Raw genomic sequence first — 14,129 nt, forward strand, 5'->3', positions numbered from 1 at the left:
CTATTCTACAATATCCCACTAATCCCTCTAAAAAAAACGGGGAATTAAAAGTTCGGGGGTCTGTCCCCGCACAATTTCCGATGTTCGCTTGACAAAGAGGGGGGATTGAGGGGGCTTTGACGGCAGAGGCGGGCTGTACTATAATAAGACTGTTATGCAGAAGATGAGGTGAAGAGAATGTTTGAACGCCTGCAAGCGGTTGAAGAACGCTATGAACGTTTAAATGAATTACTTATGGATCCGGATGTGATCAGTGATACAAACAAACTCCGGGAGTATTCCAAGGAACAATCCGATATTGAAGATACAGTAATGACATACCGGGAATACAAAGAGGTTAAGTCTCAGTATGACGACGCCCGTGAAATGCTGAACGACAACCTTGATGATGAAATGTACGAGATGGTCAAGATGGAGATGGATGAGCTGTCAGACCGCATCCCTCCATTGGAAGAAAGGCTCCACATTCTTCTTTTACCTAAAGACCCGAACGACGACAAAAACGTTATCGTTGAGGTCCGGGGTGCAGCCGGCGGTGATGAAGCTGCCTTGTTTGCCGGTGACCTGTACCGGATGTATTCGCGCTATGCGGAGGATCAGGGCTGGAAGATTGAAGTCATTGAAACGAACCAGACAGGAATCGGCGGCTTTAAAGAAGTGATCTTTATGGTTAACGGAAAAGGCGCTTACTCCAAGCTTAAGTACGAGAACGGTGCCCACCGTGTGCAGCGTGTGCCATCAACAGAATCCGGTGGCCGTATCCATACATCTACAGCAACGGTAGCCGTGATGCCTGAAGCGGAAGAAGTAGAAGTGGATATTCACGAAAAGGACATCCGCGTTGATACGTTTACATCGAGCGGACCGGGCGGACAGAGTGTTAACACGACAATGTCAGCCGTTCGTCTTACACACTTGCCGACGAACACTGTTGTATCGTGTCAGGACGAAAAGTCCCAGATTAAGAACAAGGAAAAAGCGATGAAGGTACTTCGTGCCCGAATCTATGATAAGGTTCAAAAAGAAGAACAGGCTAAATATGATGATGCCCGTAAATCTGCCGTAGGTACCGGTGACCGCTCAGAGCGAATCCGTACGTACAATTTCCCGCAAAGCCGGGTAACGGACCACCGTATCGGTCTTACCATTCAGAAGCTTGACCAGATTCTTCAGGGGAAGCTTGATGAAATTATTGAGGCCCTCATTGTCGAAGAACAGTCCAGAGCAATGGAGCAGGCAGGAGAGTAACTGATGGAAAAAGATCAAAGAGTATACGAAGCCCTTGCATGGGCTTCTTCTTTTTTAGAAAAAAACGATGTTGAGCCGGGAGTCGCAGAGGTACTTCTCAGCCATCATACAGGCTGGAGCCGGGCTCGCTGGCTGTCAGAGATGAGAACCGAACTCGATCCCGCCGTATGGGAGCTGTTTCAGCGTGACGTAAAGACCGCAGCAACCGGGGTTCCGGTTCAGCACATTACCGGTGTGGAAGAGTTTTACGGCCGTACGTTTCGCGTGTCAAGAGACGTGCTTATCCCGCGTCCTGAAACAGAAGAGCTGATTGAATCGGTTCTTACTGAGGCGGAAGAGAGGTTCCCGAAGGATCATCCCCTTCATCTCGTTGACGTTGGGACAGGAAGCGGAATCATTGCCATTACGCTGTTTAAAGAATTAAAGGAACGAGGATGGTCTCCAAAAATCCAGGCAGTGGATATTTCAGAAGCTGCGATAAAAGTGGCGAAGGAAAATGCCCGGAGGCTGGAGGCGGAAGTCGCATTTGTCCACGGGGACCTTCTTGGACCTTTGGTCGAAAACGATGCTAAAGTGGACATCGTGGTCTCAAACCCGCCGTATATTCCGGAAGGACAAAGAGAGGGTCTTGCGAAAAACGTCCGGGATTTCGACCCTGAAACCGCTCTGTTCGGCGGGGAAGACGGACTTGTTTTTTACAGAGGGATGGCCCGGCAGCTTGGATCTGTGCTGAAACAGCCGGGAATGGTGGCCTTTGAAATCGGCTTCGATCAGGGAAGAAGCGTGCCTGGATTATTGCAGGAGCACCTTGGACAAAGCGGGGATATCAGGGTGTTAAAGGACATCAACGGGAAAGACCGGATCGTCTTATTTACCCGTTAAATTAAAGCCAGTCGCAAGTCATGTCATAACATGTCGGGCGATTGGCTGTTTACTTTCTTTCACCAGTGACCAGACTGGTTGGTGAGAGGAAGGTGTCAGAAAAATGAAACAACGAGCCCTTATTTATACAATTATTTCTTTTTTAGTTTTGATCATGAGCTGGGAAGGCCAGCAGGTAAACCCGGCATATGCGAATGATCCGGATGCGATTCCGGAAGAGTCAATCCGGCTGCGGATTCTCGCCAACAGTAATAGTCCGGTGGATCAGCTGGTTAAGCGGAATATCCGTGATGCGATTAACGTCCAGATCACAGAATGGGTCCAGGAAATTGTGTCTCTTGAAGAAGCGAGGAATACGATCGAAGAGGGGCTGCCTGAGCTTGAGGCTATTGTAGCGTCAGAGCTTGAAGCTGCCGGGAGCAGTGAGAATTTTACTGTAAGCTACGAGGATGTCCAGTTTCCAACGAAGCTTTACGGGAATTTTTTGTACCCTGCAGGCGAATATGAAGCGGTACTTGTGTCAATCGGAGAAGGCCGGGGAGACAACTGGTGGTGCGTACTGTTCCCGCCACTTTGCTTCCTTGATTTCGGTAACGGGGATGCGGTCGCAGCTGAGACGGCAGAAGAAGATGCTGAAGGTGAAGAGGAAGAAGTGGAAGTGACGTTCTTCTTCGTAGAGTTCTTCGGAGGGCTGAAAGACAGGATTTTTGGATAGGCAGTTATGGAGCATGAAAATAGGTGTGTGATTTGTTTTTGGACAGGTTATCTTTATCCTCTGAATATTCAATGTGTTGTGCTAAGTTGACCGGAATATGCGAGACTCCTGCGGAAGTGCTAGACAGGCTAGACCTTGCACCTTACCGGGGAAGCTCGGCCCGAGTCCGCGGAAAGAGAGCGTATATCGGTCAACGAAGCTTAGAACATCGATGAGAGGTTTGAAATCTCCCAAATTGTTTTACAGGGTAGTGGTTCGCCGGCATCACTCTATTAAATCAACGTTCCTATCATAATCCACAGGTTGTCCACATAAGGTGTAAAAACGACACTGGAAAGGGTGGACGATGTGGGAATGATCGTGCGAAAAGCATTGGAAGAAGATACATTGCAATTGCAGAGGCTCCTTTCTAAAGCCGGAGTCATAGAGCAGGTTTATGACGAGGAGCCTACGGAGTTTATCGTCGCAGAGAATGAAAACGCCGAGCTGGTAGCTACGGCAGGACTTGCTGGAATCGGGAAAAAAGATGTGATTCTTCGTTCCCTCGTGATTGATTCTGAAAAGGTAGGGGCAGTATTCCTGCTCGAATTTCTGGAAACGGCCACCGCCTTTGCAGAAAAAAGGGGCTATAAAAGCTTATATCTGTTAACGTCCGGCCAGCAGGCGTTCCTTGAGCAGGTAGGCTTTTCCCTTCTTCAAAGCGATGAGGTGCCGAAAAGGGTCAGGGAGTCGAATCACTATAAACAAAACGTAAAACGGAGCCCGAAAGTGATGCATACCCGCCTGGCTGTGAATAAATAAAAGTTTCACCCACAGTTTATAAACAAGGTTATCAACAAAAACATGGAGTTATCCACCGATGAATGTGGATAACTCTTTCTTATTTCACAAACCTGCCGGGCCGTTGACAATCGGTGTAAACATCCGCAAAATAGACAACAGCAAGGAGGAACGAATAATGACTGATCAACGGAACATGTTTATATGGACTGTGGAAAAAGATGTGGATAACCTCGCAGAATCCCATCATATTCAGGAAGCAGCAGAACGTTTAATACAAAATGAAGTTGTGGCTTTTCCCACTGAAACCGTCTATGGTCTCGGTGGAAATGCGCAATCTGATAAAGCCATAGACCGGATTTTTCAGGCAAAAGGCCGTCCGTCTGATAACCCCCTCATCGTCCATATTGCCAAAAGGGATGATGTGAAGCGGTATGTGGAAAAAACGAATGAGCTTGGTGAAAAGCTGATGAATGCTTTTTGGCCGGGGCCACTGACTCTTGTTTTTCGTCATAACGGCCGGTTATCAACGAAAGTCACCGCGGGTCTCGATACGGTAGGAATCCGGATGCCCGATCACCCCGTAGCCCTCGCTGTCATTGAAGCATCGGGGCTTCCGATTGCAGCCCCGAGCGCCAATACTTCGGGAAGGCCGAGTCCGACGACGGCAGCCCATGTTCAGGAAGACCTGAGAGGAAAAATTGCAGGGATTGTGGACGGAGGCGCCACGGGAGTCGGTCTTGAATCTACCGTGGTTGACTGTACCGGTGAGGAACCGATGATTCTTCGCCCAGGCGGCATTACGAAAGAACAGCTCGAAGCGGTGGTGGGAAAAGTAGCAGTTGATCCGTCACTGGCGCAGGAAAAAGAAGCACCACGGTCACCGGGGATGAAATACACCCACTATGCCCCGAAGGCAGAGATGATCCTGGTGGACGGATCCGACCGTTTTTTTCAGGAACAGATCGACAAAGCAAATCGTAAGGGATTAAATGCAGGCATCCTCGTTCCGGTGGAGAAAAGCGAGACGTTTTCAGGGATGAGAAGACAGGAAATCTGCGGCACGGAAAGTGATATCAGTACCGTTGCCCGGGAGCTGTACGGAGCTTTAAGAAGCTTTGACTCCGGAGAGGCGGTCGACGTTATTTTTGCCCGGACGGTGGGTGAAGCAGCCCTCGGTCAGGCTGTGATGAACAGGCTTAGAAAAGCGGCGGGAAACAGAGTTCTAACTGAAAACGAATTACAGAAATAAAACCCCTTGGACGTGCATACGGTAGAGTAGCACGTCCAAGGGGTGATTTCGTGATTGGAGAAGCATTAACGATAGGGATAATGGCTTTTGCTTTGAGTATGGACGCGTTCTCCATCTCCGTGGGGATGGGGATGATCGGTCTCCGTCTGCGCCAAATCGGGATGATCGGAACGACGGTTGGCCTGTTTCATGTGGCCATGCCGCTTTTAGGTATGATTTTAGGCAAGATCGTTTCTCAGTACGTGGGTGTGTTTGCGTATCTTCTTGGAGCAATCGTGCTGATTATATTAGGCCTGCAGATGATTTTTTCTTCTTTTTCGAAAGATACAAAAAGCTTTCTGCAGCCGGTGGGATTAGGACTCATTTTGTTCGCTGTGGGCGTGAGTATCGACAGCTTTTCCGTCGGGTTGAGCCTGGGGATGCTCGGGGCGAAAACGTTACTGACTCTTGTATCCTTTGGCATCATGAGCGCTTTTTTAACGTGTGCGGGACTGCTTCTTGGAAGAAAAGTCGAAGGACTCCTCGGAGGATACAGCGAAATGTTGGGAGGCCTCATTTTGGTGGGGTTCGGTGTTAAGATTTTGTTTGTATAAGTTGTTTGGTTTACCCTGAAAAAGAATTGAATTCAGCTTCTATGAATGGAATACGCTCCATTTTGCAGACTTGAGCCGAAAAGTCCAATTCCGATAATTGTGTCACCATTTAGGGCTCTAATTGCAGCCCATATAAAAGTTTTTGATGTGCTAAATGTCTTTGTCGTTTTATAAAAAGTGTTGATTGGAGCGAATGCGCGACACTCCTGCGGGAGCAGCGAGCGGTTACACCACGAATATGCTGCGAGTTGCTTCGACGCAGAAAGCTTCGTAGAGTAGCTGGCAGAGGAAGAAGCAGGGGTTCATCCTTTCACCGGCGCCCCCGCTGCAATGAGCGGAAATCAACACCTGACTTTACTGAGCCTATTTTAAACAAAATGGATTTTTTCAGTGACCTCTCGAAGTGTGAGGAGGCTCCCGAGCCGCCAGCGGAAAGTGCAATGAGCGTAATTCACATGAGTTTAACAGAGTAACTTTTAAAGTATGTGAGTGTGAAGGCAGGGGACGCGGTTTCCGTGCCTTTTTTGATCTGTTGAAAGAGTAAGGATAAAGGTGCTTAGTGAAAGGAGGGGGCACTGCTGAATCCGGTATAGGACTATTTTCTGAAATCATCTTCCGTTACCGGTTACAAAGGACCGGTATGGTAAAATATAAGTGTGAAAAAAAGTAAAAGAGGTAACGAATAGGAGTAAGTTTGAATTTTTACTCACAAGGAGGAAGCGGCAGCAATGAAAAAAGTACTGTTTGTCTGCACAGGCAATACGTGCCGGAGCCCACTGGCCGAAAAGGTGTTCATTGAGAAGACAAAGAGCTTCCCGGAACAGTATGAAGCCCGTTCTGCAGGAATCCATGCCATGGACGGCGTACCGATCTCAGAAGGGTCAAAAGCTGTTCTTGAGGATAAAGGAATAGAGCATTCACATCAATCCAGGTCTCTGGATAAGGACCTCCTGGAGTGGGCGGATGTGGTATTGACAATGACTCAGGAACACAAGCGAAGAATAATCGAACATTTTCATAAAGACCAGAACAATGTGTTCACATTGAATGAGTTTGTCCATGATACAAAAGAACACCGAGAAAAGAAAAAGAAGATTGATCAAGAAGCGGCCCAGCTTGAAATCAAGAGGGCGCAGTTTATAGCAGAAAACCAGAGTAAAGTGGATGACTTTCTTAAAAATAATGATAGGTCCAAACAACAGGAACTTGAAGAAGCGCTGCTGGCCGAGATTAAACCTCATCAGGAAGCGATCGATGAACTGATTAAAGATTTTCCTTCCATGGATATTGCCGACCCCTTTGGTGGAGACAAACACACATACAAACAAACACTCATTGAAATAGAACAAGCCATAGATAAACTTGTTGCCAAGCTTAAAAGAGATAAAGAATAAAAGCTTCTAAGGCAATGAGCGTAACGGTTGTATTTCTTAAAAGCCTGGTACGAGTGGGTTTTTCGTCCCAGGCGCGCAACCGAGTGGACCCATTGCAATTCTAATAAAAGGCACTGAAAAAGTTGTTTTGTACTTTTTCAGAGGCCTCTCTAACCAGGGGGAGTAAGCGTTGTCCAAACTGCAATCATCGTCATACCGGTTCAGTATCAGAAAGAAAATGGTTCTTGGAATTTGTTCGGTAGCTGTCATCACTTATGCTACGAGCGCGTTTTTTATCTTCTTTTTAAGTGATTATCTTGGCGGTTTACTCGGGGTTAACGAGAATATCTTTACCGTCATCACCTTAGTGCTTGGAGTCATGTGGTGCGGGGTATTGGGCTTTATCGGGGCAACTGTCATCGCTAAGCCTCTTCACAGACTGGAGAAGGCCGCCGGGAAGGTGGCTTCCGGGGATATTTCAGAACACGTGGAAGTTTCGAAGTCAGACGATGAGCTGCGCGGCTTGGCATTGGCTTATAACAACATGGTGGACAACCTCCGCTCCATGGTTCAGGATATCGACCGCAATTTTATGAGTACAAATGAGCGCGTGGCCGAGATTAACGGTGCCTCCCTGGCTGCGGCTGAGCAGGCAGATAACATCAGCCGGACTGTAGACGAAATCTCACAGGGAGCTGAAAACTCAGCGGCTTCCATTCAGGAAACCGCAGAATCGGTTGAAGATGTGATGCAGATTGCCACACAGGTGCAAAATCACGCCCAGACTTCAAACCGCCTGAGCGAAGATATGGTAGAGACGCTTGCTGAGAGTAAAGAAGTCATTACTTCTCTCGTGGAGGGAATTCAGCAACTTGCAAAGGATAACGAAACGTCTCTGACTGCTGTTCACCGGTTGGAAAAAAATGCGAAGGAAGTTGAAGAGATTATTTCTCTTGTCGGGGATATTGCCGGACAGACGAATCTTCTTGCTTTGAATGCATCCATCGAAGCGGCAAGAGCCGGAGAACAGGGCAGAGGATTTGCCGTAGTGGCAGAAGAAGTGAGAAAATTAGCTGATGAAAGCGGGAAAGCTGTACAGGGAATTTCCTCTCTCATTAAGAGTATCCAATCAGAAGTCACCAACGTGGTAGGGCAGATTACCGATCAGGTTCAGGTGGCAAAAAAAGAAGCGGATAAAGGATCTGCCACGAACGAAGCAATAGCGGATATGGGAGAGTCTGTTACGGAAGTGGCGAAATCAGTAGCTGAGATTTCCATACTCGTTGAAAAACAGATGAAGTCCGTTGAAGCGTCCGCCAGCCAGTCTGAGGAAGTGGCAGCCATAGCACAGGAGACGTCCGCCGGGGCAGTGGAAGTAAGCTCCGCCACCCAGGAACAGTCGGCAGTTATGGAGGAGATTGCGGCAGCTTCTGAAATTCTGTCTGAAGAAGCGGGCAATCTGAAAAAAGTGATACAGAAATTTCACGTGTAGGGGCTGTTAAGAGCGTGCCCCTAAAACCTAAGGAGGACAACGAGATGAAAGTAGCAATCGGTTCAGATCACGGTGGAAGAAATTTAAAAGAAGAAATTAAATCATTAATGGACGAGCTTAACATTTCCTATGACGATGTAGGCTGTGAGTGCAGTGACTCTGTCGACTATCCGGACTACGGAATTCCAGTTGCAGAGAAAGTGGCAAATAACGAAGCAGACCGCGGAATTGTCATCTGCGGAACAGGGATCGGCATGTCCATTGCGGCCAATAAAGTAAAAGGAATCCGCTGTGCGCTGGTGCACGACCTTTTCAGTGCAAAGGCAACCCGGGAACATAACGATTCAAACGTCCTTGCGATGGGGGAGCGTGTAATCGGACCTGGCCTTGCACGTGAAATTGCGAAAGTGTGGCTTACTACAGAGTATGAAGGCGGACGCCATGATCGCCGTCTTGAAAAAATCTCTGACTACGAAGGGTAGTCGGTAAGGAGCTGATAAGTGTGTCTGATCACCTGACCCAGTTAACCGAAGACCTCGAAGCCGCGCTTGTTGACCTGAACGAAGCTGCGAAGCTTAGGGAAGGGCAGATTCTTGTTGTAGGTACAAGTACGAGCGAAGTAAAAGGAGAGCATATCGGGAAAGCCGGTTCCATGGATATTGCAGAAGCGTTATGGAGAGCCCTTGAATCGTTCAGGATAAAAACCGGCGTTCATCTTGCCTTTCAATGCTGCGAACACTTGAACAGAGCGCTTGTGATCGAAGGAAACACAGCAGATTACTGGAGGATGGAAGATCATGTATCAGCGATTCCTATGCCACGGGCAGGGGGATCGATGGCGTCTTATGCCTACCGCCAGATGAACAGTCCTGTTGTGGTGGAAACAATAAAAGCACATGCAGGCATCGATATTGGAGATACGTTAATCGGTATGCATCTAAAGCAGGTTGCTGTTCCTGTCCGCAGCCGGATTAAGTCCATCGGAAGCGCCCACCTGACCCTCGCACGAACACGGCCGAAACTCATCGGAGGCGAACGGGCCGTCTACACGATCGACACAACAGAACCACCATCCACATGTGATTAACGTAGAGAAAACCCCGCCACCCGGCGGGGTTTTCTCTACGTTACAGGGATCCGTAAAACCAGAGGTCTGTCCCTATAGCCCATCGAATTAAAGGAATTCTTGAAGCAGAAGAAGTCAGGATGCAGCCGGAATGCCCTTCGCTTTCCGCGGGGGCGCCGGTGAGCCTCCGGGTGCTCCGCGAAGGCACTGAAAAAGTTTGGCCTTTAACTTTTTTAAGTGCCTTCTAAGCAATGAGCGGAACGGTTGCATGTTTTGAAAGCCTGTTATGAGTGGGTTTCTCGTAATAGGCGAGCAACCGATGGAGCCATTGCCATTTAAATAAAAGGCAGTGAAAAAGTTGTTTTGTACTTTTTCAGTGGCCTCCTCCGCACTCCGGGGTCTCACCCTGCCACCTGCTTCCGCAGGAGTCTCGAACATTCCGGATGCATCCTCTTTTACATTCTTATTTGATTGCTTTTAAACATGAAGCAGCTTACAGATTTCTATATGCGAGTATCCTCCTTTTACAAAGGTTAAATGGGGATAACGGAACTCGAAGAAAAAAGCACTCCAACTCCTCTTCTCTGAGTATTCTCTTAACCGTATAGGTAAAGAGGTGTAAGGAAGAGGAACCCGGAGGCATTACTTTTCTGCTGCTCTGTGTAAGCAGCCAAGTTTCTGTTGGGAACGATAAGCTAGGATGCTGGAACCATGTCCAATTTTTTTATCAAAGGTCATTGTCCTTTATAAAAGATCGTTGATTGGAGCGAATGCGCGACACTCCTGCGGGAGGAGCGAGTTCCGGGGAGACCCCGCAAGCGCGGAGCGCTGAGGAGGCTCCCGAACCGCCCGCGGAAAGGGAGCGCAATGAGCGGAAATTTACATCTGACTTCTCTGAGTTTAGTTAAAAAAATCTACTTCTTCAGTAGCCTCACGTTAGGGCAAGTAGGAAAACCGGCCCCCGCCGGGAAGCCGTGTACATAGCGACAGCATCTAGATCATTTACTTATGGGTAATACTAGAATATTGTGAAGCATCAAATAAACAGATGAAATTGCCGGTGGATATGCGTTATACTGTTAATGTTATGAAAACAACATGAACGGGATTACTTGAGGAGGCGAACGAAATGGAAACGTTGAACCAGGAACGATTGGCTCATGTAAAAAAGCAGGACAATGATGTTTTTCAGGCAATGGACAAGGAATTGAAACGCCAGCGTGACAATATCGAATTGATTGCATCAGAGAACTTTGTGTCTGAAGCGGTAATGGAAGCACAAGGTTCTGTGTTGACGAATAAATACGCAGAAGGCTATCCTTCCAAGCGCTATTATGGCGGCTGCGAACATGTGGACGTTGTAGAAGACATTGCCCGCGAGCGTGCAAAGCGTTTGTTCGGTGCGGAACATGTGAACGTTCAGCCTCACTCAGGTGCGCAGGCGAATATGGCTGTCTATTACACAGTTCTTGATCACGGTGATACGGTTCTTGGCATGAACTTAAGCCACGGTGGTCACTTAACTCATGGAAGCCCTGTTAACTTCAGCGGAAAGCAGTATAACTTCGTGGAATATGGAGTGGACAAAGAAAACCAGGTTATCGATTACGATGATGTCCTGGCACAAGCCAAAGAACACCGTCCGAAAATGATCGTTGCCGGTGCAAGTGCCTACCCGCGTAAAATTGACTTTGCCAAGTTCCGCGAAATTGCAGACGAAGTGGATGCACTGCTGATGGTTGATATGGCGCACATTGCAGGACTTGTTGCTGCCGGTCTTCATCAGAACCCGGTTCCTCACGCAGACTTTGTGACGACAACAACGCACAAAACCCTTCGCGGTCCACGTGGCGGTATGATTCTTTGTAAAGAAGAATTCGGAAAGAAAATTGATAAAGCGATCTTCCCTGGTCTTCAAGGCGGACCTCTCATGCACGTTATTGCTGCCAAAGCAGTTGCTCTTGGCGAGGCTCTTGGAGATGAATTCACAGGTTACGCCAAGCAGGTTGTTGATAATGCGGCTGCTCTGGCAGAATCCTTAACAGAGCAAGGAATTGATCTTGTGTCTCGCGGTACGGATAACCACCTTGTCCTTCTTGATCTCCGTAAATTAGGAATTACGGGTAAAATTGCAGAAGAAGCTCTGGATGAAGTTCGTATTACGACGAACAAAAACACCATTCCGTTTGACCCGGAAAGTCCGTTTGTTACAAGCGGTCTCCGCATCGGTACTGCTGCGGTTACGTCCCGCGGATTCGGTGTGGATGAAATGAAGGAAATCGGCAAAATCATGGCAACTGTATTGAAATCCCCTGATAAAGACGAGGTTCTTGAAGCAGCCCGTAATCAGGTCGCCGAACTGACTTCCCGTTTCCCGATGTATAAATAAGAAGTTGCGATGTCCCGGATGATTCATTTAGAAATCCGGGACATTTTTGTGGATAAAAAAGATAAGGGTGTGGATAACCCAAAACATTTTGTTAATAAAAAACCAGGGTTTGTGTGTATTTATCTACAGTTGTGAATAAGTTGCACTATTTTTGTGGACAAACATCTTTGATTGTGGATAAATGGGCATAACTGTGTGCATAACTTTTCCGACATCGGGAGCGCTGCCTTCATTTACAATGAATAACTTTATGGAATTGGCTTGAATCAGTCCATGTTTTTATGTAGAATCTTCAAAGGGTATAATAGAGATCACGTCCCGAACTAATCTTTGAGTCTAAAGGAGCGATATAAACCATGAGTAAGGTGTATGTCTTTGATCATCCGTTAATTCAGCACAAGCTGACGTATATTCGCGATAAAAATACAGGTACGAAAGAGTTTCGTGAGCTTGTGGATGAAGTTGCAAGCCTGATGGCGTTTGAAATTACGCGTGAACTTCCGCTTCAGGAAGTGGAAATTGAAACACCGGTAGGTCCGGCGACGAGTAAGACGATTGCGGGTAAAAAGCTCGGTCTGGTGCCGATTCTCCGTGCCGGTCTTGGTATGGTTGACGGTATTTTGAAGCTGATTCCCGCTGCAAAAGTGGGACATGTCGGTTTATATCGTGATCCTGAAACGTTAAAGCCGGTTGAGTATTACGTGAAGCTGCCGAATGACGTGGAAGAAAGAGAATTTATTGTGATCGATCCGATGCTTGCTACGGGCGGTTCTGCGGTGGAAGCGATTAACTCTCTTAAAAAGCGCGGAGCAAATAACATTAAATTAATGTGTCTGGTAGCAGCGCCGGAGGGTGTGGAAATTCTTCAGGAAGAACACCCGGATGTGGATATCTATCTTGCTGCAATGGATGATAAATTAAACGAAAAAGGCTACATCGTACCGGGTCTTGGTGACGCCGGAGACCGTTTGTTCGGGACGAAGTAATAATAAAGAAGTGTGGGAAGAGAGATGCAGGTCTCTCTTCTTTTTTTAAAGGGATGGGATTAACGGAAACCGGTGTGGATAAGAAATCGGACTTTTTGGGGTGTGGATTGTGAATAAACGAAAAAAAGTGATGACGATTTTCGGTACAAGACCGGAAGCAATTAAAATGTGCCCCCTTGTGCTTGAGCTTGAAAAACACGAAGAAATTGAATCGGTTGTTGCCGTAACCGGTCAGCACAGGGAGATGCTTGATCAGGTACTGGATATTTTCGGGGTAAACCCGGATGAGGATTTAAACATCATGCAGGCGCGCCAGACCCTGACGGATGTAACAACGAGAGCCCTTGAAGGTCTTGATGAGGTCATGAAGCGGGTCAAGCCGGATATTGTTCTCGTACACGGAGATACGACGACGACCTTTGTTGCGAGTCTGGCTGCTTTTTATAATCAGATTGACGTTGGTCATGTGGAAGCAGGTCTTCGTACGTGGAATAAATACTCACCGTTTCCGGAAGAAATGAACCGACAGTTGACAGGTGTTATCAGTGATTTGCACTTTGCTCCTACGGAAAAAGCAGCGGAGAACCTTCTTGGTGAGGGGAAAAAGGATAACGGGATTTTTATTACGGGAAACACGGCGATAGATGCTTTGAAAACAACGGTGGATGAAAATTACGATCATGAGGTTCTTGGAAAACTGGGGGATGATCGTCTTATTCTGCTCACCGCTCACCGCCGTGAAAACCTTGGTGAACCGATGCGCAATATGTTCAGGGCGATCAAGCGTCTCGTTGAAGAACATGCTGATGTGCAGGTAGTTTATCCTGTTCACCTGAATCCTCTTGTCCGTGAAGCGGCTGATGAGGTGCTTGGAAACGATCCTCGTGTTCATCTGATTGAACCGCTCGGTGTCCGGGATTTTCATAACTTTGCATCCCGGGCTCATTTGATTCTGACGGATTCCGGCGGTGTTCAGGAAGAAGCTCCTTCTCTCGGTGTTCCGGTACTTGTGCTTCGTGACACTACTGAAAGGCCTGAAGGGATCGAAGCAGGTACGTTGAAGCTTGCCGGAACTGACGAAGAAAATATCTACAGTCTTGCGAAAACTTTGCTCGATGATAAAGATGTCTATAAAGAGATGTCCCGGGCATCGAATCCATACGGAGACGGCCAGGCGTCCAAACGCATCGTTGAAGCCATCCGTTACTACTATGGTTTGCGGGAAGACCGCCCGGAGTCGTTCCGGCCGTAAATGAATGTAAAAACCTTGCCTCGTTTACAATGCAGGTAAGGTTTTTTGTCGTCCGGATACTCTCTTCGCAAAATCCTCCCAATTCCACAATCTTACACAAA

13 protein-coding genes are annotated in these 14,129 nt (G+C 47.6%); all 13 read left to right on the forward strand.

The window, feature by feature from the left end; all coding sequences use genetic code 11:
* Nucleotides 1-177: 177 nt before the first annotated feature.
* The 13 genes from prfA to wecB all read left to right on the forward strand — a co-directional run bounded on the left by prfA (nt 178) and on the right by wecB (nt 14,028).
* Nucleotides 178-1,248 carry a peptide chain release factor 1 gene (gene prfA, locus JSY36_RS07380; RefSeq protein WP_122899626.1) on the forward strand — a complete coding sequence of 357 codons (1,071 nt, stop codon included), beginning with the start codon at nt 178-180 and terminating at the stop codon, nt 1,246-1,248.
* 3 nt (nt 1,249-1,251) lie between these two features.
* Complete coding sequence (gene prmC, locus JSY36_RS07385; RefSeq protein WP_205165884.1) at nt 1,252-2,130, forward strand: peptide chain release factor N(5)-glutamine methyltransferase; 879 nt, start codon at nt 1,252-1,254, stop codon at nt 2,128-2,130.
* Between the two features lie 103 nt (nt 2,131-2,233).
* Nucleotides 2,234-2,845, forward strand: coding sequence for a stage II sporulation protein R (gene spoIIR / locus JSY36_RS07390; RefSeq protein ID WP_122899622.1), 612 nt, complete (start codon nt 2,234-2,236; stop codon nt 2,843-2,845).
* A 348-nt stretch (nt 2,846-3,193) separates the two neighbouring features.
* The gene (locus JSY36_RS07395) at nt 3,194-3,646 is read left to right on the forward strand and encodes a GNAT family N-acetyltransferase (RefSeq protein ID WP_205165885.1); all 453 of its coding nucleotides are present in this window, start codon (nt 3,194-3,196) and stop codon (nt 3,644-3,646) included.
* Nucleotides 3,647-3,803: 157 nt separating this feature from the next.
* A complete protein-coding gene (locus JSY36_RS07400; RefSeq protein ID WP_205165886.1) occupies nt 3,804-4,877 on the forward strand; it encodes an L-threonylcarbamoyladenylate synthase in 1,074 nt (357 codons plus the stop codon).
* Nucleotides 4,878-4,957: 80 nt separating this feature from the next.
* Nucleotides 4,958-5,470, forward strand: a complete 513-nt coding sequence (locus JSY36_RS07405; RefSeq protein ID WP_122900125.1) for a manganese efflux pump MntP — start codon at nt 4,958-4,960, stop codon at nt 5,468-5,470.
* Between the two features lie 728 nt (nt 5,471-6,198).
* A complete protein-coding gene (locus tag JSY36_RS07410; RefSeq protein WP_205165887.1) occupies nt 6,199-6,864 on the forward strand; it encodes a low molecular weight protein arginine phosphatase in 666 nt (221 codons plus the stop codon).
* Nucleotides 6,865-7,042: 178 nt separating this feature from the next.
* On the forward strand, nt 7,043-8,335 hold the full coding sequence (locus JSY36_RS07415) for a methyl-accepting chemotaxis protein (protein ID WP_419466034.1): 1,293 nt from the start codon (nt 7,043-7,045) through the stop codon (nt 8,333-8,335).
* A gap of 44 nt (nt 8,336-8,379) precedes the next feature.
* Nucleotides 8,380-8,817, forward strand: a complete 438-nt coding sequence (gene rpiB, locus JSY36_RS07420; protein WP_205165888.1) for a ribose 5-phosphate isomerase B — start codon at nt 8,380-8,382, stop codon at nt 8,815-8,817.
* Nucleotides 8,818-8,849: 32 nt separating this feature from the next.
* Nucleotides 8,850-9,422, forward strand: coding sequence for a TIGR01440 family protein (locus JSY36_RS07425; protein ID WP_205166070.1), 573 nt, complete (start codon nt 8,850-8,852; stop codon nt 9,420-9,422).
* 1,108 nt (nt 9,423-10,530) lie between these two features.
* Complete coding sequence (locus JSY36_RS07430; protein ID WP_419466031.1) at nt 10,531-11,790, forward strand: serine hydroxymethyltransferase; 1,260 nt, start codon at nt 10,531-10,533, stop codon at nt 11,788-11,790.
* Nucleotides 11,791-12,146: 356 nt separating this feature from the next.
* Entirely contained in the window at nt 12,147-12,776 is a 630-nt protein-coding gene (upp, locus tag JSY36_RS07435) for a uracil phosphoribosyltransferase (protein ID WP_122899610.1), read from the forward strand.
* A gap of 130 nt (nt 12,777-12,906) precedes the next feature.
* Nucleotides 12,907-14,028 (forward strand): non-hydrolyzing UDP-N-acetylglucosamine 2-epimerase, encoded by a 1,122-nt coding sequence (gene wecB, locus JSY36_RS07440; RefSeq protein WP_205166072.1) that lies wholly within the window; start codon nt 12,907-12,909, stop codon nt 14,026-14,028.
* Nucleotides 14,029-14,129: the final 101 nt, after the last annotated feature.

It is taken from the genome of Alteribacter salitolerans (genome assembly GCF_016901055.1).
GTDB lineage: Bacteria > Bacillota > Bacilli > Bacillales > Salisediminibacteriaceae > Alteribacter > Alteribacter keqinensis.